Origin of the sequence: Aeromicrobium sp., assembly GCF_037719875.1 — a bacterium.
GTDB lineage: Bacteria > Actinomycetota > Actinomycetes > Propionibacteriales > Nocardioidaceae > Aeromicrobium.
This window is the reverse complement of record NZ_JBBJMJ010000004.1, coordinates 139,886-163,207: the sequence shown is the minus strand read 5'-3', so window position 1 is coordinate 163,207 and position 23,322 is coordinate 139,886. Positions and strand designations below refer to the sequence as shown.

The window sequence follows — 23,322 nt, the reverse complement described above, 5'->3', positions numbered from 1 at the left end:
CATGCCGCGGACTCCCGTGGAGGAGATGAGTCCGGCCGAGGTCGCGAGCTTCGCCAAGGAGATCGTCGTGCGCAAGCTCAGTGAGCGCGCGCACAGCCGCAGCGACCTCGCTCAGGCACTGGTCAAGAAGCAGGTGCCTGAGGAGGTCGTGAATGCGACGCTGGCCAAGTTCGAAGACGCTGGGTTGATCGACGACGAGGACTTCGCGCGATCGTGGGTCCAGGCCCGGCAGCGGGGCAAGGGACTCTCGTCAAGGGCGCTGGCGATGGAGCTGCGCCGCAAAGGCGTCGATGACGAGATCTCCAAGGAGGTCCTCGCCGAGCTCGATCCCGAGGCTGAGGTCGCGGCGGCCCACCGGCTCGTCCAGGCCAGGCTCAGGTCGATGTCCCGCTTCGACGACACCATCAAGATCCGCCGGCTCACCGGCATGCTGGCCCGCAAGGGCTATGCGCCGGGCCTGGCGTTCGAGGTGGTCCGCCAAGAGGTCGGCGCCGAGGCTCAGGCACTCGACAGCAGGTGACCGTGGCGGGACGTCATCACGGGTCTGCCGTACACACTACGGGTGTGATGACGTCCGACAGTTTCAGACAGGACTACAGCGTCCGGCGCAGCTTCTCGACGATCTCGGCCTCGCTGTCGTAGTAGGCAAGGCCCCAGTCGGCGACCCGTGCCGGGTACGCCACGGCTTCGTTGTCGCCGAGCAGCTCCCGCACCGCCTCCAGCTCCTTGCGGCGCTCGGCCAACGCCTCCACGTAGCCGTCGAGCATCGACTCGACCTCGCCCGGTCCCATGAGGCTGCCCATCAGCAGTCGCAGGGCGATCGGGTGCTTGAGGATCGGGAAGTCCTGCTCGGACGTGTGGAGCCAGTCCGTCAAGGACGTACGCCCCGCGGTCGTGATGCGGAACCGTCGGGTCGTGCGCTTGCCGGCGTTGTCGTCGACACCCTCGACGAAACCGCTGCGGCTCAGGCGCTCGAGCTCGGTGTAGATCTGGCTCATCGCGGGGGAGACCCAATAGAACCGCAGCGTTCGGTCGGCTCGCTGCTTGAGCTCGTATCCGGTGAGACCGGTCTGTGACGTCGCGCTGTCGAAGACCAGGAGCCCGAGCAGGGCATATGAAGTCGTTGACAGCTGGGTGGTCACGGACCTAGCGTACTGTTCCTGTTAGGAATACGCGCGGAGGCGGTACGAGATGAGTGACACAGTCCTGCTGGCAGGCACCCGCAAGGGCCTGTTCATCGGCCGGTCCGACGGTGATCGTGCGTCCTGGACCTGGGACAAGCCGCAGTTCCCGATGGAGGAGATCTATTCCGCCGCGATCGACTGCCGCGGCGGGTCCACTCGCTTGCTGGTCGGCGCGACGAGCCCGCACTGGGGTCCACAGGTGTTCCGCTCCGACGACCTGGGGCGCACGTGGGACGAGACCAAAGGTGGAGCGGTGCGCTTCCCCGAGGACACCGGAGCGTCGCTCGAGCGGGTCTGGCAGCTGCGCCCGGCGCCGGAAGGCCAGGACGGCGTCATCTACGCCGGAACTGAGCCGTCTGCGGTGTTCCGCTCGACTGATCGCGGTGAGACCTTCCAGATCGTGCGCAGCCTGTGGGACCACCCACACCGACCCACGTGGCAGCCCGGAGGCGGTGGCCAGGCGGTCCATACCGTCGTGCCCCACCCCACCGACCCCGACACCGTCACGATCGCGATGTCGACAGGCGGGGTCTATCGGACCGAGGACGGCGGCGACAGCTGGTCGCCCTTCAACCGCGGTATCGGTGCGGACTTCCTCCCGGGCGATACGCCCGAGTACGGCCAGTGCGTCCACAAGCTTGCCGTCGATGCCGGCGACCCGGACCGCATGTATGCCCAGAACCACGGGGGAGTTTTCCGATCCGATGACGCGGGGCGCTCGTGGCAATCGATCGCCGATGGGCTCCCATCCGATTTCGGCTTCCCGATCGTCGCCCATCCCCACAAGCCCTGCACGATCTATGTCTTCCCACTCGTGGCCGACATCGAGCGGTTCCCACCGTCGGGCAAGCCTGCGGTGTGGCGCTCGTCGGACGCGGGGGAGACGTGGGAGGAGACCGGGCCGGGGTTGCCCACCGAGGCCTACACCGCAGTGCTTCGCGACGCGTTTGTGTGCGACAGCGCCGAGACCGCCGGCCTCTATGTCGGCACGCGACACGGCGCAGTCTGGGCCAGCAACGACGAGGGCGGCACGTGGGCCGAGATCCGCGACAACCTCCCGGACGTACTCTGTCTGCGCGCCGCCGTGATCTGAGTCTCGTCCCCGTCACGCGGGTTACCTTTCGGTAACATGAGGCCATGTCCTCGACTCTCGCCCTGTACAAGAAGTTCACCGCGCTGCCCCAGGGCAAACGGCTGTTCTCCGTAGCGTTCAGCCAGAAGGCGCCCTACTTCGCGTCGATCCACCTCGAGGTGCAGGAGATGAAGCCGCACCTCGGCCAGATCAAGATCCCCAAGCGTCGATCGGTCAAGAACCACATCGGCACGATCCACGCGATCGCGGCGTGCAACGGGCTGGAGGCGGCGATGGGGCTGCTGGCCGAAGCCACCTGCCCCGATGACATGCGCTGGCTGCCCAAGGGCATGGAGGTCAGCTATCTCGCCAAGTCGACGACCGCACTGACCTGCACTGCCGAGAGCACCGAGGCCGACTGGGCCGGGGGCCCGGACGTGCCGATCAAGGTCAAGGCAGTCACGTCCGACGGCACCGTCACGGTCGCGGGCACGATCCACCTCTGGGTCACGCCGAAGCGTGCGACCTGACCAGCTTTCGGTGACGCAGGTCGCAGGCGCGGCGTGTTTGTCTCTCTGACCCCACGGGTACTCCTGTTGTCCCCCCTCATTCAGGAGTACTCGATGGCCCGCAACACCATTTCCCGCTCACTTCACGACCTCGGCCTCTCGGCCTGGTTCGGCGGCACACTGGCAAACGCAGTGTCGCTCAACCCCGCCACTGCCGAGGCAGCTGACCCGTCGGCGCGCGGTGCCGTCGCCAACGCCGGATGGGATCGCTGGACTCCGGTCAATGCAGCCGCGATTGGCGCTCACGTGATCGGCAGCCTGGGCCAGATCAAGGGCAACACCGCCCGGATCCAGGGTCAGCAGGGTGTGGCGACCATGGTGGTCGCGAAGACCGCTCTGACCGCGGCCGCCCTGGGCGCGACGGCGTATGCCCGCATCCTCGGGCAGAGGGTCTCGGAGTATCAGGCCGTGCCCGTCGCCGCCGGCACGAAGCCGTCCGGCGGGACGCCGGCTGAGGTCGCGGCCGCTCAGAAGCAGCTCGACGTGTTGCAGTGGGCCATCCCCGCCCTGACCGGTGCTGTCGTGGTCATCAGCGCGTTCGCCGGCGAGCAGGAGCGTGCGTCCGAAGTCCACAAGGGCTTCGCGAAGCGCCTGATCGGCTAGCGCCGTGTTCTTCTTCAGCAACCGGCTCGGGTGCCTCGGATCGCTTGCGATCTCGGCCGTCGGCACGGCTGTGATCGTCGCGATATTCTGGCGCTGATCCATGCGAAATGCCCCGCTCACCTCTTTCAGGTGAGCGGGGCATTTGCCTGTCAACGGCTAGAGGACGCGGGTGTTGTCCCCGCCGCGAGTGTTGATCTTGGCCAGGCCACGGCTGATGAGGAAGCCGACGGTCAGCAGCGTGACGTAGAACCAGGCCTCGGAGGCGGTGAAGCCAGAGCCGTTGTCCTCGTCGATGATCGCCGACGTCACGAAGATGCCGAGGACGGCCAGCACATACAGGATCATCTCGACGGTGAGATAGGCGGACTGTGAGCCCGTCGAGACGCGCAGGTCGCCGAAGTCGCGAGCGCCCCCGGTGTTGCGGGCCCCGCCGGTGTTGCGGGCCCCGCCGGTGTTGCCGGTCCCGCCGGTGTTGCCGACGTTCTGGGTAGCACCGGGGTTGCGGGTGTCGCCGAGGTTCTTCGTGGGCTCGTGAGGGGGATCGAGCGGCTCGTTGCTGGACATGATGTGCCTCTCCGTGGATGTCACCGAACTCGAGATGCTCGAGCTCATCTTGGGGCATACCCCTGTCCGACGCGGGCGAAACCGACCGCCCCTGCGGGCGAGCGCAGCGGGACGCGTATCGAAACCCCGGCACAGGCGCTCGACCAGCACCCGCGTTGACGCACGTATCCTTGACCAGTCATGACCAAGACCTACGAAGTGCGCACCTACGGCTGCCAGATGAACGTGCACGACAGCGAGCGGCTGTATAGATCCTGAGTCCCACGTAACATCCTGCGGATTCATGGGAAGAGTCAACTGCGTCGGAATCCCGTCGTGTAGACCGAACTTCTGCTAGCGTCCGGACGCATTAGGGCTGATCGACTCAGGGTGACCCTAATGATCGGACGGGGGCGCAGTGACGACGGGTCCCGAGGCTCCCCTTCGCGGCTCACCCCGTCGCATCACGGACCTCAAGGAAGCGTTTCAAGATGGCTTCGTTAGAGCCGTAGTTGCGGCATCAGGATGTGTCATCGCGGGTAGGCCGGAGATCGATGAGGGTGTCGATCTCAACCTGACTCACAGGGCAGAAGTACACCAGGGTGATGGAGTCGCTCGCCTCGAAGTTCAGTTGAAGGCCACCTCTTCACCGAGCAGGATCGGCGAGGAGCAAGTGGGTGCGCAGATTCGCCGCGACCGCTACGACTACTTCCGCGTATTCGACCCAACGATCGCAAAAATTGTGGTGATCCTCGCGCTACCATCCGAAATGGATGGATGGGTGCTATCGAGTCACGACGAACTTTCGCTGCGGCACTGCGCGTACTGGGTGAACCTTGCTGGAAGTCCTGACACTGACTCGAAGACCGTGACTATCCACGCCCCGAAGACGAACATCTTCGATGATCATTCGCTCTGCGCGATGATGGAGCGGATTGGCCAAGGAGGTGCGCCGTGACTAGTCCTTCCGAGTTGAGCCTCGAAGAGCAGAGCAGGTCCGTTACGGCTCTCCTTCGACACTTCGCTTGGGCGAGGGTTGCTGCGCGAGATGGCCTGTATGAGGTGTGGCGGCCGGAGGATGACCCGACCGACGATCTTGAAGTGGTCGTTCCGCTGGATCCGAACAGAGGCGACTTCGGGGCGCTCCTCCAACGTGCCAAGTCGCAGGTGCTTCGTACCTACGGCGAGTCCGCGCGACAGGCAGACGAGTTGTTCATCCTGCGCAGCAGGGCATCTTTGGACTCCACGCAGTGGCTCAAGGAGACGCCGTTCGACGCAGGCTTGATTGGTTGGGAGGAGGGCGAGCGGCTGTATGGCGCTGCACGAGCCACCCTCGTCGCTGCCGCAAAGGCTGCACGAGAGCCGCGCAAATACCACGGCAACGCCAGTGCCTTCGTCGCCAAGAACTTCTTGGAGCAGAGTCTTATGGGGCAGACGGAGATCGGCAGTTTCGTCGTCACGGCTCACACTCCGGCCGGTAGGCGTTTTCACCTCACCAAGAAATCTGAGGACGCGGCTTTGTCGAAGCCCAGAGACACGGAGACGCGCTCTGGGCGAGACATCATCGATGTGTTCGAGCGAGCACTTGAGGCCGTCCGTGGCGGGCTTGACGAGTACCGCAAGGCGCCTCGGATCGAAGTATTCGAGGAGTTGGTGGATGAGGGTGTGTCGTACGAACTCACGAAAGCGTTGGCTGAACTCTCGTCCAACGGAGACGCGGGCGTTGAGATCGTCCGGCACGCATTCGATGGATCTCCGGAAATCCCGCCGAAAACCTTCCACTTGACCTCGGAGGAATCCCAGGTCTTGGGCCACGTCGCAACAGTCTTCGCCGAAGATCCCGAACCGCGGGAGGTGACTCTTCTTGGCGAAGTCACATTCCTAAGTCACAGTTCCGACGACCCAGCGCACGTGATCCGTCTACTCGTTGAAGATGGAGCGGACGCGCGGATGGCGCGAGTTCGACTCAGCGCCGATGAATATCAGCAAGCACTTGAGGCGCACCGACGTGACGCGCGCATCAGGATCTCAGGCTCACTTGAGCGCGAGGGAAATATCAACTGGCTCTACAACGCTAGGGACCTTCGCGTAGTGCCACATACCGAGACGGACTCCATGCAGCAACTCGGACTATTCAAATGATTAGCCCTTGATTACATGAAACGACGGAATGCTTGAGATCGGACCGGTCTAGACATCCCACGGGTGGAAGACGTCAAGCGGCGATTGGTTCGGCGGTGGGCCAGGCGATGGTCTCGTCGTAGCTGGTGTGGTGGGTCAGGCAGCCGTGGAGGATGCCGACGAGGCGGTTCGCGAGGGCGCGGAGCGCTTGGTGGTGGGTTGCTCCGCGGTCGCGATGTCGGTCGTAGAGCGCGCGGGCCCCGGGCGATGAGCCTAAGGCTGAGAAGGCTTGCTGATAAAGCGCGTCGGCCAGTCGTTTGTTGCGGGCGTAGCGGGCCAGCACGACGCGTTTGGTTCCCGATGCTCGGGTGATCGGCGACATGCCAGAGTAGTTTTTCCGTCCCCGGGCATCGACATAGCGGCCGGGATCGTCACCGAACTCGGCGAGCACCCGGGCTCCGAGGGTCACTCCGAGGCCGGGTTGGCTCAGGTAGATCTCAGCGTCCGGGTGCTGGCCAAAACCCGCCTTCACCTGTTCCTCCAGAACTGCCGTTTGGGTGACCATTTCGGTGATCACCGCAACCAAAGCCGACACGCTCGCCGCATAGGCGTCACCCACGCCGGGCCGGGCAGGCAATTGCTCAGAACGCAGCGCGGTGACGATCTGGTCGGCCCGGGTGGCCAGGTTGCGTTGCCGGCCCGCCTTGCGCAGCAGAGTCTGGATCTTCGCCGCGGAGAGCCGGGCACCTTGCTCCGGGCTCGGTGCCGCCGCCAGAACCGCCAGGGCGTCCCTGTCGGCGAGATTCTCAAACGTGACCAGTGCGGCTGGGTAGAACTCGCGCAGCATCGAGCGCAGCGTGTTCACCGTGCGTTGCCTGGTCCAGATCATTGTCTGGTGCGCCCGGGCGGCAATCTTGACCTGCTCCGCGATCGCGGTGTCACCGGCAACAGGGCGGTGATGGTCACGATCCAGCCGGACGAGCTCAGCAAGAACGTGGGCATCACCAGGGTCCGACTTTGCTCCCGAAGTGCCATGGCGTTCGCGATAGCGGGCTGCCTGCAGAGGGTTGATCGGATAAACCACATAGCCAGCCGCGATCAACGCCTGGACCCACGGACCACGGTCGGTCTCGATCCCGACCAACACCCGGTCCGGTTCGTCACGATCGTCGAGTTGATCGGCGACCAGTTCGTGCAGCTTCGCGATCCCAGCGACCCCCTCGGGCAGACGTCTCCTGGCCAAAACCTTGCCTTGCTCGTCCTCGATCTCGATGTCGTGATGGGCCTCGGCCCAGTCATCACCGATGAACAACATCATCCTTCTCCTTCCGCCGAATCCGACTGAGCCTGCGGAGAAGATCAAGGCAACCTAATGGATCAGTGCTCACGCGCAGTGACGGGCACGACATCCCACCAGCCCTGCGACCTCCTCACCAACCAACAGGGACACGATCTAGACCTAGACCTCAATGGGCCTGGAACCTGCAGTGCTCACCCGATGGCGGCTCGGACACCAGACTGCCGCAAATGGAGACCGGTGCGCTCCCATTAGGCTCCGGGACGATACGACTACTTCACTCTGTTCAACGATCTAATCCATGGCTCATGCGCGGCAGGAAAACTTAGTCAACTGACATGGTCAGGGTCCTCGCTTCTTGGCGCAGACCACTACGCTCTATGGATCTCACTGCGCGTCTCGGGCACGAGGGTCAGATCCTTGATTGAGTATGTGTGTACTCCGGAAGACTGCGAGCCGAACGTTTCGAAGAAGTTGTCCAAGAGTGGTTGTGGTAGCAGCCCGTCCATCTCAGGGGAGCGTCCATATCTCTCACATTCTCGCTGATACTGGTCATTTTGCGCTGCGAGATCCCTATCTGTGATTCGCAGGACCGTCGTGCCGTCCGATTCCTTAACTGAAATTCCGAGCGACGCATCGGCTGTACATGGACCGAACTGCGAGATGTAGTCAACGAATGACTCCCACAGTGCGAGTCTCTTCTGATCGAAAATCGGCATGTTAGAAGGCTGGGCCGCGGCAGTACGCCGGGTAGGTACTCGCCGCCCTACGTGGGAAAGTTGTCATAATGCGGACTCCTGTCTTACCTAGAACCGCAACCACGCGTCGCTTGATTGTTTCGTTGCCGTTCTTGAAGTAGAAGATTCTCTCGTAGCAGAACCGAGTAGCACTCTGCTCCGTGCGGCGGTCAGGATCGCTAAAGACGTAACCAAGCGCCCAATGCATCCAGTTGCCCCAATTTCGCCCTTCATAAGAGGCGAGTTCTTGGAAGTCCCCCTTATGCCCGGCGCGTACGTGGCGCAAACCGAATGCATCTTCTCCGTCGCCTGCAGGGTGTCTCCCACAGTACATTTTGACGGTGGTGCCCTTCATGCGGCTGGTGCCAACGGCACGACTGTACGTCTTAACTATGCTGTATCGGTTTGAAGTGCTTGAGTTACTGCCGCACTGACCGTCCCACCAGCCAGACGCGATAGAAAAGCCCTCATCCTCCGACACGTGGGTGTCCCCGCCATTCTCCTCGGTGGAAGACGCCCAATCTCCAGGGGACGGGACTATCTCCGGCTCGTCCGTCGAAGTTTCGGGGTCATCCTCTTCACCGGTGTACGGCTCATATATGTCAGGGTCGCTAAACCAACCCTGAGCGTCAAGGATGATGTCGACCGCCCCGCCACTGAGGTTTTGAATGGCGACCTCTCCGGCATTCGAGAGGGAGATAATTGAGGTCGATGAAACATCGCGATCGAAGGGCGCTGTGAATGCGATATTGGTCGTGCCAGTCGGCCCTTCGTCAGGATTGAACACACGGACGGAGCCTGTCGCATGCCAGTTGAGCGCCATAACGGTCATTGCTACCGAGCCTGCGGTCCCATCGTCTGGAACCCCGGCCAAGCCGGCCACGGGAACTTCAACCAATCCGTTGGCTGGAATCGAAACGGTGTCGCTGGAGTTGTAGATCCGCCGTCCAGTCAGCGGTGTGTAACTTCCCCCGCCCGCGGGGTCAGGAGTGAAGTATCCCTGCACGTCGATAATCAAATGCGCTGTCTGAGTCAATGTTCCGGACATGATGACCTTGATCTTGCCGTCCGGGCCGAGTTTCATCGAGAGACCTGAGTCGTTGAACTCGTCTGTCACAAAGTTGAGCGAGGTTGACGTGCCGGTTGTTGCTTCGGATGGCAGCAACTTCACGCCGCCGCTGTACGAGGAATCGTAGACGCGAACATTGCCGAAGATCGCGGTGGCATTAGACGGGATGTCACCGACTCCGCCCACCTGCACGTGAGTGGTAGTTCCGCCCTTCAAAGCGCCCCCGGTGATCCCCGTTCCGGCACCAGTGGAAACAAGGCGCGAAGGCGTTATCGGCACAAACCCGCCCGGCGAACCTTCGCCGCTCACATCTGTAAAGTAGCCCTGAACATCCACATTGATGTCAGTGCTTCCGTACGAGTTATAGAACGCCACCTTGCCGTTGGTACCAGGTTTGACGATGACTGTGTTGGAGTCCCATCCGTCGTTGGCGTCGATCTTAAGGAATGATCCGCCACGCGTCGTCCCGTCCGAGTAGGCGTAGACGGCTGCGCCAGCGTTAGACGATCCGGCCACATCGAGCACGACTGCGCCGACCCCGGTAGACGGGATGCCGCCGACCCCGAGCACGTTGATCGACCGCACCCCACCGGATGCAAGGGGCACGGCTGAAGTATTGGTTCCTGTGGTCGTATCCGCGATTCGTGCTGGTGTCACCGGCACGAACACGCCACCGGAGTTCTCTCCAACCGCCTCCGCAGTGTTGGAGCCCACGGTCAGTAATGCGGCGAGAAGGGCGAACAGCGCAATGCCGATAGCGGTGACTCGGATATGAGCGAGCATCGATGAATCCATCCTGAGAGTAACCTGAGTGGCACAGTCTGTCACAAGGGTTGCGAGCGATGGTCGTATATGGCGATAGTCGTTCGTGCTGCGCTTGTGTCATTCGAAGTCGCCACGATCGTGCGACCTGGGTGACTCCCGAGGCGGCAGACAGGAATCACAGAACATCGGACTCGGGAAGGCAAAATCTACTGCTGCGCGATCCTGGACGCCTACTCCAGGCGAGTCGTTGGCTGGTCCATCGACTCATCGCCCACGGCGGCCTTGGTCACGAACGCGCTCGGAATGGCCATCGACAGCCGGCTCGGCAAGGGCACCGACTCGAAGACGATTATCCACTCCGATCACGGAGTCCAATTCGGCTCTTGGGCCTTCACCAGACGTGCACGCGACCCCGGCCTGCTGGCCTCGATGGGCAGCATCGGCGACTGCTACGACTGTGAGACTGTCGATTGTCTTCAGGTGGCCTGACTCTTGCTTACGACTGACCCCGCGGTTTGGGTGTCCTGGCTGTTGATCTGTCGTCCGCCTGGAGGCGCTGCACCCTCGGTGCTGGCCGGGCGGGCAGTGACCTCATAGGAGCCTGACTGCAATCAGCCTCGTCACAGTCCCGTCCACCCGGCCGGCCAGCGTCGTTACCTGTCCGGTTCGAAGTGGAAGGCAACTACTGATGAGCATGATTGATGATCCCCGTCGCCGTCGAGTCACGATCGGCGTCGACACCCACAAGCACGTCCACGTCGCCGTTGAAGCGCCCTAGGTTCTCTGCCGCTCCTATACGGGTTGCGGCTCTCGGTTGAGAGCAGCGTAGTGGGCTTGCTCGAGCTCGGCGGGTGGGACGTTTCCCAGGGTCGAGTGGAGCCTTCGGTTGTTGTACCAGTCGACCCAGCCGGCGGTCGCGTACTCGACGTCGGCGATGGTCTTGTAGGGGCCTTCGTGGAAGACGGTCGTGCGGATGCACTCGGCCTTGTAGAGGCCGTTGATCGTCTCCATGAGGGCGTTATCGTAGGCGTCGCCGACCGATCCGATCGAGGGCCGAATCTCCTCCAGAGCGAGGTGCTCGGTGAAGCGGATGCTGGTGTATTGACTTCCGGCGTCGGCGTGGCAGATCAGTTCGCCGGCCGTGATTGGGTGTCCGTCGCGGTCTCGCTGCCACAGCGCCATCCGCAGCGGGATCATGACGAGTTCGGTCTCCTTGGACGTCGAGGCGTGCCAAGCCACGATCCGTTGGGCGAAGACGTCAACGATGAACGCGACATAGACCCACCCTGCCCACGTCCTGACATACGTGAAATCGGTGACCCAGACGCGGTTCGGAGCCGCGGCCGTGAAGTCACGATCGAGCAGGTCGCCGGCGCGTTTTCCGTCCTTGGCCGGGATCGTGGTCCGGATCCCCTTGTCCCTGCGAACACCAGACAAACCCAGCGTCCGCATCGCCCGGTCAACCGCCCCCGCGGAGGCATCCGCGATAACGGTGCGGCGCAGATAGGCGGTCATCTTGCGGCGCCCATACAAGCCCTCGGGGGCCAGTTTGCGCACCACCACACCATCAGCATCGACGGCCACATTCCAGGCGATGTCACGCACCGCGTCAACGACACGGGCGTCGCTGATCGTCCTCGCCGCTGGGACAGCGATCCGCCAGTCTCGGTAGGTTCTCGCGGCGACCTGCACGCCCTGCTGACGCAGGACCCGACAGATCGACTCGACCGCGTGACCCTGCGACCTCATGGTGTCGATGAATCCGGACATCATCGGTTGCGGGGGTCGAGTTCCCCCGCGAAGAAAGTCGTCGCTGCTTTCAAGATCGCAACGTCTTCACGCAACTGCCGATTCTCTGCCTTGAGCCTCTTGATCTCAGCCAGCTCCGCAGAGCTCAGGCCATCGCGGTGTCCGCCGTCGATCTGGGCCTGCACGACCCACCTGCGGACGGTTTCTCGGCCAACACCAACCTGGCGGGCGACCGCAGATGAAGCCGCGGTCAATGACGGGTACTCACCGAGATGGTCATTGACCAGCCGAACAGCTCTGGCCCGGACCTCGGGATCGATCTTCTTGGGCATGTGCTCATCCTTTCAACTCAAAAGGATGCGGCGGGGAACCTGGGGCGCTTCAAGACCAAAGCCGAGATCATCCGCTGCCTCAAACGCCTCCTCGCCCGCGAGATCTGGGCCCACATGCGCCCCCTCCGCGAACCAAAAAAAAAAAAAATTGACCTCATCCTGGCTGCTTGACAGCTATAGGAGCATCAACTCTATGATCGAATCGTTTTGGTCGCGGATGCAGGTCGAACTGCTCGACCGCCAAAGTGGAACACCCGCATCGAGCTGGCCAACGCGATGTTCGACTACCTCGAGATCTGGCACAACCGCAAACGCCGACACAGCCAGCTCGGCATGCTCAGCCCGATAGAATTCGAACGCAACCGCATCATCACCGTGGCATGAGAATCCAAGAAATCCGCACCACGCGAAATCCGGGACACACCATCTGCTGGACGGCCGGGTCTTCCATGTCCAGAATTCCCATCTGTCCCAGCAAGCGTTCGTAGGAAGTCAGGGTCGTTTCGCGTAGCCCTTTTTCAAGTGCGATAGCGAAAAGTCGGTCTCTGATGAGCATGATGAACCTAAAGGTCGTGGCACGTAGAATCAAGTCGTCATGACCAAGACCTACGAAGTGCGCACCTACGGCTGCCAGATGAACGTGCACGACAGCGAGCGGCTGTCGGGCCTGCTGGAGACCGCGGGCTACAGCAAGGCCAACGAGGGCACCCCGGACCTCGTCGTGTTCAACACGTGCGCCGTGCGGGAGAACGCCGACAACAAACTCTATGGCAACCTCGGCCACATCGCGTCGGTCAAGGCGCGCAACCCGGGCATGCAGATCGCGGTCGGCGGTTGTCTGGCGCAAAAGGATCGCGAGACGATCACCACGCGAGCCCCGTACGTCGACGTGGTCTTCGGCACCCACAACATCGGCTCGCTGCCGGTCCTGCTCGAGCGGGCGCGCATCGCCGAGGAGTCGCAGGTCGAGATCCTCGAGTCGCTCGAGGTCTTCCCGTCGACGCTGCCGACCAAGCGCGACTCCGTGTTCGCCGCATGGGTGTCGATCAGCGTCGGCTGCAACAACACCTGCACGTTCTGCATCGTCCCCGCCCTGCGCGGCAAGGAGAAGGACCGCCGCCCCGGCGACATCCTCGCCGAGATCGAGGCGCTGGTTGCCGACGGCGTCGTCGAGGTGACGCTGCTGGGCCAGAACGTCAATGCATACGGCGTTGAGTTCGGCGACAAACAGGCGTTCGCCAAGCTGCTGCGTGCGTGCGGCGAGATCAAGGGTCTGGAGCGAGTACGTTTCACGAGCCCGCACCCCAAGGACTTCACCGACGACGTCATCGCGGCGATGGCCGAGACGCCCAACGTCATGCCGCAGCTACACATGCCGTTGCAGTCCGGCTCCGACCGGGTGCTCAAGGCGATGCGCCGGTCCTATCGGCAGGAAAAGTACCTCGGCATCATCGATCGCGTCCGTGCAGCGATGCCCGAGGCCGCGATCACGACCGACATCATCGTGGGCTTCCCGGGCGAGACCGAGGAGGATTTCCTCGAGACGATGGAGGTCGTCCGCAAAGCGCGCTTTGCCGGCGCGTTCACCTTCCAGTACTCCCAACGCCCCGGCACCCCGGCCGCCGACCTGCCCGACCAGCTCCCAAAGGCCGTCGTGCAGGAGCGGTATGAGCGCCTGGTCGAGGTCGTCAACGAGGTCGCGTGGGACGAGAGCAGGCGGCTCGTCGGCACCACCGTCGAGCTCCTCGTCGCCGACCACGAGGGCAAGAAGGATGGCGCCACCCACCGCCTCACGGGCCGTGCCCGCGACAACCGGCTGGTCCACTTCGTGCCCGGACCTCACGACGTACGCCCGGGGGACATGGTCGAAGCGCGCATCACGTATGCCGCTCCGCACCACGTGGTCAGCGACGACGCGCCGGTCAGCTTCAAGCGCACGACCGCGGGCGACGCGTGGGAGTCGCGCCAGGGCAGGACCGAGGTCCGCTCGGTCGGCCTCGGCATGCCGTCGCTCGGGGCCCCGGCCCCGCTGCCGCCCGCGCCGGCCTGCGCGGTCTGACGTCAGTACGCATCGGAATCGGCTTGATCGAGCAGAAGGACGGCTGTAGGGAGTTCGCACGGGACGTCCGAGGCAGAACTCATGGACATGGTCACGGGCTGGCCTTGCTCGTCCTCCGGTGACACGTAGGTCGCCTGGCCGTCCGCCTCCAGGTCGTCCGCGTACCTCTCGACAGCTGCGAGCACGCGGTTCCAATCGTCGCGCCATCGGAGGGCGCCCGCATCTGCGCCCTCGACACCGTCGATGGCAGCCGGAATCTCCCGTCCGACGTCGACGAATCGGCGAACGGTCGCAGTCCCGTCCTCGGGAGTGAGATAGAAGGGGATGTCTTCGCCGACGAGCTGCATCTGCTCGCACGGCTTGGACACGGCCTCATTGACTGATGCCTGATAGACCCAGTAGCGGTCGTCGTCCGGGGCAGTCAGCAGCACGACGAGCACGACTACTGTGATGCCCCCGGCAGTGATCAGTCCGACGCCGGTCAGCCATGCGATCGGACGAAGGTGCCATGGCTGCCGACGTGGAGTTCCCCATGGGGGCAGTGAGGCCATGGACGAGTGTCGCACCTGATGGTGTCGGGCAGCTGGAGATCGATTGAACCGGCCCCTCCGTGCACGGACAGGTTGTTGCGGCGTCAGCGGTTGCGGAGGGCGACCAGCACTATGCCGATCGGGATTGCGACCAGCAGCACGATGATGACGATCTCGGTGACTGAAAAGTTCCCCACCACGAGAGCGTAGCGCGCTTGGTGGCAACTCCTGGACTGCCGCTGCGGCTGGGCCGTTGTCATACGTCGGCGGCAAGATGAGGCGTATGACCGCGACCAAGGCCGACCTGCACGCCAAGCTCAACCAGAGCCGGGCCGCACTGCTCGGCGCCGTGGAGGGTGCCAGCGAGTACGACCTGCGGCGCCCGATGACGCCGACCGGCACCAACCTCCTCGGGTTGGTCAAGCACCTGATCGGGATCGAGCACGTCTATCTCGGTGACTCGCTGGGCCGTCCGGCGCCGGACACGCTGCCGTGGGTCGAGGACGGTTCGGTCTGGGACGGCGCTGACATGTGGGTGACCGCAGGCGAGACGAGCGAGGAGATCCTCAGGCTCTATCGACGGGCGTGCGCGCACGGCGACGAGACCATCGCGGTGCTGGAGCTCGACAGCCCGGCGAGCGTGCCGCACTGGCCCGAGGAGGGGCGCGTCACGACGCTCGGCTTCCTGCTCATCCGCATGGTGGCCGAGACCGCCCAGCACGCAGGCCACGCCGAGATCATCCGCGAGCTGGCCGACGGCCGCGCCGGCTCTGACACCGGCGAGAGCGGCACCGACTGGCCGGCATACGTCGCCGCGATCCAGGCCGCCGCCGACCCCTTCCGCGACTGACCTACACGACCAGCGTCGGGTGCAGCCTCGTCATCGTGACGGTCTGCCGTCGTCGGGCCGCCAGCACCGTGACCGAGAGGGCCAGCACGGTGAACAGCGCCAAGGCCAGGAAGTCGGTCGTGACTCCCTCGCCACCGCCGGCCGTCGCAGCACGGAATCCGTGCACGGAATACGTCATGGGCATCAGGTCGTGCAGGACGTTGAAAAATGGCGGAGCCGTCTCGATCGGGTATGTCCCGCCGGCTGCCGTCAGCTGGAGGCACACGAAGACCAACCCCACGAAGCGACCCGCTCCACCCAACAACGCGACGAGCATCTGGTTGATCGCGGTGAACACCGCACCGGTGGCCAGAGCGATGCCGATGAACAACAGCTGGTTGGCGGGATTGATGCCGAGGACGCCCTGCAACACCCCGATCAACAGCACGACCTGCACGAACGACAGCGCGACGCCTGGCGCGTAGCCCGCGAGTGCGGTGCGAACGCTGCCAGTCGTTGAGGCGATCGCGCGAGCCGAGAGCGGGCGCAGAAGCAGATAGATCGCCATGGCGCCGACCCACAGTGCGAGCGCCGCGAAGTAGGGCGCGAGCGCCTCGCCGTTGTTCTTGACCGGGTTGACCCGGTCTGCGACATTCTCGATCGGCGTAGCGGCCGTCTCGGCAAGCTGCTCACGCTCGGACTTGTCATAGTCCGGCACCTTGTCGCTTCCGTCGTCGAGCCCGTTGAACAGCCGGAGTGCTCCGGCCGAGAGCTGGTCGGCGCCGTCGGACAGCTGATTGCTGCCGGCGGCGAGCCGGTCAGCGCCCGTGGCGGCCTGGGCCGCTCCGTCGCTGAGCTGGCCGGTCGCGCCGGCGAGCCGCTGGGCGCCGCCCGCGGCCTGGTCGATGGCGCCGACGAGCGCGGGCACCTCCCCCGCGAGCCTCGCGTTGCCTGCTGCTACCTTGGCGGCGCCGTCAGCGAGCTTCTGGGTCTGGCCTGCGTAGCCATCGGCCTGATTCGCAACTTCGTCGACGGCGCCGGAGAGCCCCGCAGCCCGATCAGCGGCCGCGGCGATGTCGTCGCAGTTCGCCGGGGCTGGATCCGCGGCGCGGCACTGCTCTGCGAGGGTGCGGAGCGACGCGGCGACCGCGTCGATCTGGGCCTTGGCGTCGTCAGTCGATCCGTTGATGCCGGACGTGACGCCCTGCACGAGGTCGTTGATCTGCGCGGTTCCCTGCGCGACCTGCTTCGATCCGTCGGCCAGCTGCCGCGTCGCGCCGGGCAGGGGAGCCGTGCGCTTGTTGAGCTGGCCCAGCCCGCTGGACAGCCGTTGCGCTCCGGAGTCGAGCTGTGACGCGCCATCGGCGAGGCGACGGTTGCCATCGGCCAGTGTGTTGGCACCCTCCGACAGATCACCCGCACCTCCCGCGAGCTTGTCGGCACCATCGGCGAGCTTGGCAGCGCCGTCGGCCGCGTCCGACAGCGCCATCTTGAGGTCGGAGAAGCTCAGATAGACGTTGTCGAGATACGTCTCGGTGACCTGCGCGTTGAGCGCCCCCTTGGCCGCCGTGAGGATGGTCTGCGCGATCGCCCCGTTGACATAGTTGACGGCGTCATTGGTCTGCAGGTCAAGATTGCCCTGTACTGCCTCTGCCGGGTCGCCGCCTGTCGAGGTCGCCGCCTTGGAGAGGTTCTTTGGGATGGTCAGGACGGCCTTGTAGTCGCCGTCGGCGAGGCCCTGCTGGGCATCCTTGGCATCGGTCAGGACCCAGTCGTAGTTGTCCTTGTCGTCGTTGCTCACCAGGTTGCCGGCCAGCTGCCGGCCCACCGCGACGGGCTGCTTCTTGCCGTCGGTGCCCTTGATCTCGACGAGCTGGTCCTCGTTGACGACGGCGGCCTTGACGTGGTCGAGACGTCCGGCGGGATCGATGTTTGCCCAGACATACAGGGCGCCGTAGAACAGCGGGACCAGCATGACGGCGATGACGGCGGCCCGGGTCAGGCGACTGCGGCGGAACCGCGCGAGCTCGAACCAGGGGAGTGTCGGGGAGGGAATCATCAGATCATCAGCTCATGAAGGGTGCGAGTGGTGTCCAGCTCCAGGAGGTGGAGCCGGTTGGACGGTTGGGGGGCGGAGGACGCCGACTGGACACTGGCGACGAGCGTGACCTCGCGGTCTTCCAGCAGCCAGGCCAGGGCGGCCCAGAGCAGCTCGATGTCCTCGGCTGCGCGCAGGTCGTCGACATCGTCGACAACCACGATTCGGGGGTCCTCGGCAAGGGCCAGCACGACGCCCAGCATCTTGCGCTGCAGCCGGGTGAGGGTCGAGACGACCGCTGAGCCGGGCAGCGGTTCGTATGTCAGGCCGGCCTCGTCGTGCGCCCGTTCGAGCGCATGGTTGAGCTCCTGGAGGATGGGGGCCAGCCTGCTGCGGGAGACCCAGAGCCCGAACGAACGGATCGACAGTCGCTCCGCGATGTGCTGGTCGATCGTCAGGTTGCCCTCGAGTTCATTGACACCCGTCAGCTCGGCGAGCGCCACCGAATGGCGCACCGGCGATGCCTCCTGCGGCAGGAGGTGGCCGTTGACGCGGAGGCGACCGGTGTCGAATGCCATCCGCCCCGCGAGTGTCAGCAACAGGGCGGTCTTGCCCGAGCCGCTCGGGCCGTGCACGACGAGCCAGTCGCCCGGCTCGACCTCGACCCAGACGTCGTTGAAGATCGTGCCCTCGGGTCCGGCGGTGGTCAGTCCGGCGGCGGTGATCGCGGCGGTCGATCCGGGCCGCGGCCAGGACTGCAGCTGGACCCGGTGGTGCAGTCCCTCGCCCTCGACGTCGACGTGCGGCAGCTTGCCGTCGAGCCAGGCGGGCAGGGTCCAGGAGCGCCGACCGAAGAGCTCGAGCACGGCGGGTGCGAACAACATACGGATCAGGAAGGCGTCGACGAAGACGCCGATCGCCAGGGCGAACGCGATCGGCTTGATGCTGGGGTCGCCCTCGGGCACGAACGCGGCGAAGACCGCGAGCATGATCACCGCCGCCGCGGTCACGACGCGGGAGCTGCCGACGAAGCCGTCCGAGATCGCGCGATGCGGGTCGTCGGTGCGGACATACTCCTCCTTCATGCGGGACATCAGGAAGACCTCGTAGTCCATCGACAGGCCGAACAGCACCGCCATCAAGATGATCGGGAGGAAGCTGATCAGCGGACCGGTCTGCTCGAGGTGCACCACCGACGAGAGCCAGCCCCACTGGAACACCGCGACGACCGCGCCGAATGACGCCCCGGTCGACAGCAGGAAGCCGAGCGTGGCCTTGAGTGGGACGACGATCGACCGGAAGACGACCATCAGGAGCAGCACCGACAGTCCGACGACGACCAGTCCGAACGGCAGCAGCGCGGCCTGCAGCCGGTCCGAGACATCGATGCCTCCGGCGGTGAGACCGGTCACCGAGACGTCGGTGCCGTACTCCTGCTTCCACTCGCCTTCACGATCGCGGATCTCGCGCACGAGGTCGGTCGTACGCTCGTCGGTCGCACCCGACGACGGGATGACCTGGATGATGCCGGTGTCGGCCGTGCGGTTGGGGGTTGCCAGACCGATCGCCTCGACGCCGTCCATCCGTCGCAGGTCGGCCTCGATGCCGTCGACGACACCGACCGGGTCGGTCGTGGAGATGATGTCGATGCTGATCAGCAGCGGCCCGTTGTAGCCAGGACCGAAGTGTTCATCGACCAGGTCGTAGGCCTCCCGCTGGGTGCTGCCCTCGGCCGCGGTGCCGTTGTCCGGCAGCGCGAGGCGCAGATCCTGGGCGGGGATGGTCGCCACGCCCAGTCCGATCACGACGATCGAGATCGCGAGGAGGGGGAACTTCGTGACGATCTCGACCCAGCGACGGGAGAAGCCGCCCGGAGAATTGTCTGTGCTCGGTGCCAGCTTGGGCCCGGCCCGTCCGAGCAGCGCTGGCAGGACTGTCAGCGCAACAGCCACCGCGATGACGACCGACAGGGCTGCCACGGCACCCATGATCGTGAGGAACGGGATGCGTGCGATCGCGAGCCCGAGCAGGGCGATGACGACAGTGACGCCAGCGAAGACGACCGCCGATCCCGCGGTGGCGACCGAGCGTGCCGCAGCCTCCTCAGGCTCGAGCCCGTCGGCCAGCAGCTCCCGGTGTCGCGAAACGATGAACAGCGCGTAGTCGATGCCGACTGCCAGGCCGATCATCAGCGCAAGCAGGGGAGCGGTCGCCGAGATCGTGATGAAGCCCGTCGCGGTGATCGTCAGCGCCGTCGTGACGATCACGCCCAGCAAGGCCGTGACGATCGGGATGACGGCGGCGCGCAGCGAGCGGAACATCAGGTAGAGCACGATGAAGGCGACCACGACGCCGATGACCTCGATGATCGACAGCTGCGGACCGGTGTTGGTGAACACGCCGCCACCGAACGATGCCTCATAGCCGGCATCCCGCAGGGCGTCGCTCGTGTCGATCAGCTGGGTACGGTCGGCGTCTGTGACCAGCGTCAGGTCGCGGTCGAACTGCACCTGCACCTGCGCGGCCCGCTTGTCGTCCGAGATGCCGATCTCGATCCGGTCGGAGTATGGCGACACGACCTCCGTGACGCTCGCGACCTTCTTCATGCCCTTGATGGCATCCGCGACGAGCTGGCGGGTGCGGGAGTCGTCGACGCTCTGCCCGTCGGGTGCCACGACGATCAGATAGGCGGAGGCGCCGCTGAGCTCGGGGAACGTACGGCCGAGGGAGTCGATCGCGTCCTGGGACTCCGTGCCGGGGATGTCGAACGAGTTCTTCGTGCCCGAACCCAGGCCGAGGGCGGCAGTGCCTGCCAGGACCACGATCACGACCCACGCGCCAAGGACGCGGCGGTGGTGACGGAAGGCCCAACGACCGAGCGAGTAGAGAGAGGTCGACACACCATTACGATACGTTTCTGTATTCAGTACGTCAATGTATCGAGTATGGTGTGTAGGTCACACGAGAGGACGAGATGACCGTCGAGGAGTCTCCCGAACGCCCGGCCGTGCGCCGCCGTGCCGCGACCCGCGAGCGCCTGCTCGACGCCGCGCGCGAAGTGCTGGCCAGCGAAGGCATCCAGGGCGCCTCCGTCGAGCACATCTGCGACCAGGCAGGGTTCACCCGCGGCGCGTTCTACTCCAACTTCGCCAGCAAGGACGAGCTCGTCTTCGCGTTGTTCGACCGTGAGCGTGAGGTCATGCTCAGCACCCTGCGCGAGGCTGCCGATCCCGCGTCATACGCCGGGATGGGCGTGGCAGAGGCGATCGCCGTGATCATGGACCGATTCCTCCTGCTGCAGCCGCCCGACCGCGACTGGTATCTCGTGCACGCCGAGCTCCAGCTCCGCGGGGTCCGCGACGACGCCGTCGGGCGCGAGTTCGTCACGATGTGGAAGCAGGTCGAGGTCGACTTCGAGGAGTTCATGGTGACGGTCCTCGCGGCCCTCGGCCTGCGGCCGACCGTCCCTTCGAGACACCTCGCGATGATCCTGATGGGCACCTATGAGGCCGCGTTGCGCGAGGCGCTGGTGCAGAACAGGCCGATCGATCTCGACCTCCTGCGTGGCACGCTCCCGGCCGTGCTGCTGTCGGCCACCGCCCCACCCGCCTGACGGCCAGGGCCTCCTGGCGCCGGCTTGCCGGTGGCACCATGAGCCCATGGCCATCCAGATCGCCCAGGATCAGCACGCCGACGAGGTGCTGACCAACGACTCATTCGCACTGCTTGCCGGGATGCTGCTGGACCAGCAATTTCCCATGGAGCGTGCATTCGCCGGTCCGGCCAAGGTGCTCGACCGCTTCGGGACGCTCGACCCTGCTGCGATCGCCGAGGCCGACCCCGAGGCGTTCGCCGACCTGTGTGCGACACCGCCGGCGGTCCACCGCTATGGCCGCTCGATGGCGGGCCGGTTGCAGGGCCTCGCCCGTGTGGTCGTCGATGAGTATGACGGCGACACCTCGCGCATCTGGACCGAGGCGCGCACCGGCGCAGCACTGATCGCCCGGCTGGAAGCCCTGCCCGGATTCGGCGAGCAGAAGGCCAAGATCTTCACCGCGCTCCTGGCCAAGCAGCTCGGGGTCAAGCCGCCGGGCTGGACCAAGGTCGCCGGCGACTACTCCCGTAGGGGATATCGCTCCGTGGCCGATGTCGTCGACGCCGACTCCCTCGCCAAGGTGCGCGCCTTCAAGCAGCAGAAGAAGGCCGAGGCTCGAGCCTGAGGCTCAGACCTCTGAGCTCTCGTTGGGGAAGGGATCGACCAGCACCTCCGGCACGTCGCACGACGACTTGCCGAGCCACACCTCACCCATACGGACGTCGATGTCCTCGCCACGTGCGTCCTCGGGGATGTCGAGATCCGGCCTGGATCCATCGCGGATGAGCTCGGCGAACGCCGCGCGCGCCGCGACCAACCGCTCCCAGTCCTCGAGCCACTCCGCGGCAGGACGGTCGTCGTCGATGACCTTGGGACCCTCCGCGCGGATCTTGTCGACCATCTGCTCGACCGCACGATTCTGATCGGTGATCGTCCTGGCCTGGTTGCTGGGCGATCCGCCGACCGGCATCGACTCGACCGTCGAGGTCATCATCCGGCACTCACGCTCGATGACGGAGATGAGCCGGGCGTTGTCGATCGCACTCGGTATGCCCGAAGATCCGACAGCGATCGCGACGGCCACCATGGCGGAGCCTCCGGCGAGTCCCACGACCAGTGCGAGGATCGCGACCCACTTCCACCTCGGTGAGATCGGTGGCGGGGGGAACTGCCACGCGTTGCGCGGCGGCGGGTAGTCAGGCAGCCCCCGGGAGTCGAACACGGGTCCATCGTGTCACGTCCCGGTAGCCTCTGACCCGTGATCCTCGCAGCGGCCGTGTGCCCCCATCCGCCGATGATCATCCCGGAGGTCGCATCGGGTGCTGCCGGCGAGCTCGCATCGCTGCGCGCCGCGTGCCACGCCGCCGTGGCGAGTCTGGTCGATGCCGGGCCGGACCGGATCCTCGTGATCGGCGCCGGAGAGAACGGGCCGGATCGGGACGAGTCGGCGGGTGGGAGCTTCGCGGGCTATGGAGTCGAGGTGCACGTCGGGGGAGCGGGTGCGGGTCTGCCGCTCAGCCTGGCCGTTGGGGCCTGGCTGCTCGACGCGGCCGGATGGGTTGGCCCGCGGACATACTCCACCGGTATGCCCGACATCGGCGGCAGCCGCGTCGCGCTGCTCGTGATGGCTGACGGGAGCGCCAAGCGTTCGACCTCGGCTCCAGGCTTCCTCGACGAGCGGGCCGAGGCGTATGACGGGCGGATCGCCGCGGCCCTGGCGGCGGGAGACACCGAGACGTTGGCGGCGCTCGACGTCGATCTCGGCCACGAGCTGTGGGCGGCCGGCGCCCCGGCACTCCGAACGCTCGGACAGATGACGAAGGGCACCGACGTGGACGCGCATCTGCGCGTCGACGTGGCGCCCTTCGGCGTCGGCTACTGGGTCGCCGACTGGGTGCTTGGTTAGACCGCCGGTCCCTGGTTCGGGTTGACCGCCGGTCCCGGGTTCGCTGCCGGTCCCGGGTTCGGATCGACTGCCGGTCCGGGCTTGCCGCCATCCTCGGCGAGCCTGTCCACTCCCTCGCGCGCCTTGGCGGCGGCGGAGTCGATCTTGCCCTGGTGCTTGCCCTTGGTCGCCTTGTTGACCGCGTCGGCTGCCTTGCCGATGCCGTTGTCGATCTTGTCGTTCTGGGTCCTGGCGAGGTTGGCTGCCTTGTCCTTGAGGCCGGGAGCCTGCTTCTTGAACTTGTCGAGGAAACCCATGGCTTCCCTCCTTGCGTCATGAGAGGTG

Annotated in this window: 23 protein-coding genes and 1 pseudogene; 14 read left to right on the top strand and 10 right to left on the bottom strand. The window is 65.1% G+C overall.

Annotated features, from left to right (window positions below; genetic code table 11):
• Window position 1 precedes the first annotated feature (1 nt).
• Entirely contained in the window at window positions 2-520 is a 519-nt protein-coding gene (locus WKF39_RS06495; protein WP_340386498.1) for a regulatory protein RecX, read from the top strand.
• Between the two features lie 73 nt (window positions 521-593).
• On the opposite strand, the gene WKF39_RS06490 is transcribed toward WKF39_RS06495, so the two are convergent.
• A complete protein-coding gene (locus WKF39_RS06490; protein ID WP_340386496.1) occupies window positions 594-1,142 on the bottom strand; it encodes a helix-turn-helix transcriptional regulator in 549 nt (182 codons plus the stop codon).
• A gap of 49 nt (window positions 1,143-1,191) precedes the next feature.
• On the opposite strand from WKF39_RS06490, the gene WKF39_RS06485 reads away from it, so the two are divergent.
• From WKF39_RS06485 to WKF39_RS06475, 3 genes are all read left to right on the top strand, one after another.
• On the top strand, window positions 1,192-2,277 hold the full coding sequence (locus WKF39_RS06485) for an exo-alpha-sialidase (RefSeq protein WP_340386495.1): 1,086 nt from the start codon (window positions 1,192-1,194) through the stop codon (window positions 2,275-2,277).
• Between the two features lie 44 nt (window positions 2,278-2,321).
• On the top strand, window positions 2,322-2,786 hold the full coding sequence (locus tag WKF39_RS06480; protein WP_340386493.1) for a hotdog fold domain-containing protein: 465 nt from the start codon (window positions 2,322-2,324) through the stop codon (window positions 2,784-2,786).
• Between the two features lie 93 nt (window positions 2,787-2,879).
• A complete protein-coding gene (locus tag WKF39_RS06475; protein WP_340386491.1) occupies window positions 2,880-3,428 on the top strand; it encodes a hypothetical protein in 549 nt (182 codons plus the stop codon).
• Between the two features lie 156 nt (window positions 3,429-3,584).
• Here the strand turns inward: WKF39_RS06475 and WKF39_RS06470 are convergent, their stop codons facing one another.
• Window positions 3,585-3,992: a hypothetical protein gene (locus WKF39_RS06470; RefSeq protein ID WP_340386489.1), complete on the bottom strand. Its 408-nt coding sequence runs from the start codon at window positions 3,990-3,992 to the stop codon at window positions 3,585-3,587.
• A gap of 397 nt (window positions 3,993-4,389) precedes the next feature.
• Between WKF39_RS06470 and WKF39_RS06465 the strand changes: the two genes are divergently transcribed.
• Complete coding sequence (locus tag WKF39_RS06465) at window positions 4,390-4,929, top strand: DUF4365 domain-containing protein (protein WP_340386487.1); 540 nt, start codon at window positions 4,390-4,392, stop codon at window positions 4,927-4,929.
• Window positions 4,926-6,113 carry a hypothetical protein gene (locus tag WKF39_RS06460; RefSeq protein ID WP_340386486.1) on the top strand — a complete coding sequence of 396 codons (1,188 nt, stop codon included), beginning with the start codon at window positions 4,926-4,928 and terminating at the stop codon, window positions 6,111-6,113. The genes WKF39_RS06465 and WKF39_RS06460 overlap by 4 nt, the downstream gene beginning before the upstream one ends.
• A 73-nt stretch (window positions 6,114-6,186) precedes the next feature.
• Here WKF39_RS06460 and WKF39_RS06455 read toward each other — a convergent pair whose 3' ends face one another.
• A complete protein-coding gene (locus WKF39_RS06455; RefSeq protein ID WP_340386547.1) occupies window positions 6,187-7,407 on the bottom strand; it encodes an IS110 family transposase in 1,221 nt (406 codons plus the stop codon).
• Between the two features lie 702 nt (window positions 7,408-8,109).
• Window positions 8,110-9,990: a hypothetical protein gene (locus WKF39_RS06450; protein WP_340386484.1), complete on the bottom strand. Its 1,881-nt coding sequence runs from the start codon at window positions 9,988-9,990 to the stop codon at window positions 8,110-8,112.
• Window positions 9,991-10,128: 138 nt separating this feature from the next.
• Between WKF39_RS06450 and WKF39_RS06445 the strand changes: the two are divergent.
• Window positions 10,129-10,407 (top strand): annotated as a pseudogene (locus WKF39_RS06445) (DDE-type integrase/transposase/recombinase); the annotation flags it as partial.
• 345 nt (window positions 10,408-10,752) lie between these two features.
• On the opposite strand, the gene WKF39_RS06440 reads toward WKF39_RS06445, so the two are convergent.
• Window positions 10,753-12,041, bottom strand: a protein-coding gene (locus tag WKF39_RS06440; protein WP_340386007.1) for an IS3 family transposase whose coding sequence is annotated in 2 segments (ribosomal slippage) — window positions 10,753-11,768 and window positions 11,768-12,041 — 1,290 coding nt in all. Because the reading frame shifts where the segments join, the coding sequence is not laid out codon by codon here.
• Between WKF39_RS06440 and WKF39_RS06435 the strand changes: the two genes are divergently transcribed.
• From WKF39_RS06435 to miaB, 3 genes are all read left to right on the top strand, one after another.
• Window positions 12,042-12,212: a hypothetical protein gene (locus tag WKF39_RS06435; protein ID WP_340386483.1), complete on the top strand. Its 171-nt coding sequence runs from the start codon at window positions 12,042-12,044 to the stop codon at window positions 12,210-12,212.
• Between the two features lie 36 nt (window positions 12,213-12,248).
• The gene (locus WKF39_RS06430) at window positions 12,249-12,425 is read left to right on the top strand and encodes an IS3 family transposase (protein WP_340386481.1); all 177 of its coding nucleotides are present in this window, start codon (window positions 12,249-12,251) and stop codon (window positions 12,423-12,425) included.
• A gap of 211 nt (window positions 12,426-12,636) precedes the next feature.
• Window positions 12,637-14,100 (top strand): tRNA (N6-isopentenyl adenosine(37)-C2)-methylthiotransferase MiaB, encoded by a 1,464-nt coding sequence (gene miaB / locus WKF39_RS06425; protein ID WP_340386479.1) that lies wholly within the window; start codon window positions 12,637-12,639, stop codon window positions 14,098-14,100.
• Between the two features lie 2 nt (window positions 14,101-14,102).
• Here the strand turns inward: miaB and WKF39_RS06420 are convergent, their stop codons facing one another.
• The gene (locus WKF39_RS06420; protein WP_340386477.1) at window positions 14,103-14,651 is read right to left on the bottom strand and encodes a hypothetical protein; all 549 of its coding nucleotides are present in this window, start codon (window positions 14,649-14,651) and stop codon (window positions 14,103-14,105) included.
• A gap of 262 nt (window positions 14,652-14,913) precedes the next feature.
• Here WKF39_RS06420 and WKF39_RS06415 point away from each other — a divergent pair, with 262 nt between their 5' ends.
• Window positions 14,914-15,480 (top strand): DinB family protein, encoded by a 567-nt coding sequence (locus WKF39_RS06415; RefSeq protein ID WP_340386475.1) that lies wholly within the window; start codon window positions 14,914-14,916, stop codon window positions 15,478-15,480.
• Window position 15,481: 1 nt separating this feature from the next.
• Here WKF39_RS06415 and WKF39_RS06410 read toward each other — a convergent pair whose 3' ends face one another.
• Window positions 15,482-17,518: a YhgE/Pip domain-containing protein gene (locus tag WKF39_RS06410; protein ID WP_340386473.1), complete on the bottom strand. Its 2,037-nt coding sequence runs from the start codon at window positions 17,516-17,518 to the stop codon at window positions 15,482-15,484.
• Window positions 17,518-20,397 carry an MMPL family transporter gene (locus WKF39_RS06405; protein WP_340386471.1) on the bottom strand — a complete coding sequence of 960 codons (2,880 nt, stop codon included), beginning with the start codon at window positions 20,395-20,397 and terminating at the stop codon, window positions 17,518-17,520. The genes WKF39_RS06410 and WKF39_RS06405 overlap by 1 nt, the downstream gene beginning before the upstream one ends.
• A 74-nt stretch (window positions 20,398-20,471) precedes the next feature.
• Here WKF39_RS06405 and WKF39_RS06400 point away from each other — a divergent pair, with 74 nt between their 5' ends.
• On the top strand, window positions 20,472-21,110 hold the full coding sequence (locus WKF39_RS06400) for a TetR/AcrR family transcriptional regulator (protein ID WP_340386469.1): 639 nt from the start codon (window positions 20,472-20,474) through the stop codon (window positions 21,108-21,110).
• Between the two features lie 46 nt (window positions 21,111-21,156).
• Window positions 21,157-21,717, top strand: coding sequence for an HhH-GPD-type base excision DNA repair protein (locus WKF39_RS06395; RefSeq protein WP_340386467.1), 561 nt, complete (start codon window positions 21,157-21,159; stop codon window positions 21,715-21,717).
• Window positions 21,718-21,720: 3 nt separating this feature from the next.
• Here WKF39_RS06395 and WKF39_RS06390 read toward each other — a convergent pair whose 3' ends face one another.
• Window positions 21,721-22,314, bottom strand: coding sequence for a hypothetical protein (locus tag WKF39_RS06390; RefSeq protein ID WP_340386465.1), 594 nt, complete (start codon window positions 22,312-22,314; stop codon window positions 21,721-21,723).
• Window positions 22,315-22,350: 36 nt separating this feature from the next.
• Here WKF39_RS06390 and WKF39_RS06385 point away from each other — a divergent pair, with 36 nt between their 5' ends.
• A complete protein-coding gene (locus tag WKF39_RS06385; protein WP_340386463.1) occupies window positions 22,351-22,998 on the top strand; it encodes a hypothetical protein in 648 nt (215 codons plus the stop codon).
• Here the strand turns inward: WKF39_RS06385 and WKF39_RS06380 are convergent.
• Window positions 22,995-23,294 (bottom strand): antitoxin, encoded by a 300-nt coding sequence (locus WKF39_RS06380; RefSeq protein ID WP_340386461.1) that lies wholly within the window; start codon window positions 23,292-23,294, stop codon window positions 22,995-22,997. The genes WKF39_RS06385 and WKF39_RS06380 overlap by 4 nt on opposite strands.
• Window positions 23,295-23,322: the final 28 nt, after the last annotated feature.

Bases quoted from the DNA above. Each gene is read 5' to 3' on its own strand.
- WKF39_RS06415 (WP_340386475.1), top strand. From the start codon at position 14,914: ATGACCGCGACCAAGGCCGACCTGCACGCCAAGCTCAACCAGAGCCGG.
- miaB (WP_340386479.1), top strand. From the start codon at position 12,637: ATGACCAAGACCTACGAAGTGCGCACCTACGGCTGCCAGATGAACGTG.
- WKF39_RS06470 (WP_340386489.1), bottom strand. From the start codon at position 3,992: ATGTCCAGCAACGAGCCGCTCGATCCCCCTCACGAGCCCACGAAGAAC.
- WKF39_RS06480 (WP_340386493.1), top strand. From the start codon at position 2,322: ATGTCCTCGACTCTCGCCCTGTACAAGAAGTTCACCGCGCTGCCCCAG.
- WKF39_RS06380 (WP_340386461.1), bottom strand. From the start codon at position 23,294: ATGGGTTTCCTCGACAAGTTCAAGAAGCAGGCTCCCGGCCTCAAGGAC.
- WKF39_RS06455 (WP_340386547.1), bottom strand. From the start codon at position 7,407: ATGTTGTTCATCGGTGATGACTGGGCCGAGGCCCATCACGACATCGAG.
- WKF39_RS06495 (WP_340386498.1), top strand. From the start codon at position 2: ATGCCGCGGACTCCCGTGGAGGAGATGAGTCCGGCCGAGGTCGCGAGC.
- WKF39_RS06410 (WP_340386473.1), bottom strand. From the start codon at position 17,518: ATGATTCCCTCCCCGACACTCCCCTGGTTCGAGCTCGCGCGGTTCCGC.
- WKF39_RS06400 (WP_340386469.1), top strand. From the start codon at position 20,472: ATGACCGTCGAGGAGTCTCCCGAACGCCCGGCCGTGCGCCGCCGTGCC.
- WKF39_RS06450 (WP_340386484.1), bottom strand. From the start codon at position 9,990: ATGGATTCATCGATGCTCGCTCATATCCGAGTCACCGCTATCGGCATT.
- WKF39_RS06395 (WP_340386467.1), top strand. From the start codon at position 21,157: ATGGCCATCCAGATCGCCCAGGATCAGCACGCCGACGAGGTGCTGACC.
- WKF39_RS06475 (WP_340386491.1), top strand. From the start codon at position 2,880: ATGGCCCGCAACACCATTTCCCGCTCACTTCACGACCTCGGCCTCTCG.
- WKF39_RS06485 (WP_340386495.1), top strand. From the start codon at position 1,192: ATGAGTGACACAGTCCTGCTGGCAGGCACCCGCAAGGGCCTGTTCATC.
- WKF39_RS06420 (WP_340386477.1), bottom strand. From the start codon at position 14,651: ATGGCCTCACTGCCCCCATGGGGAACTCCACGTCGGCAGCCATGGCAC.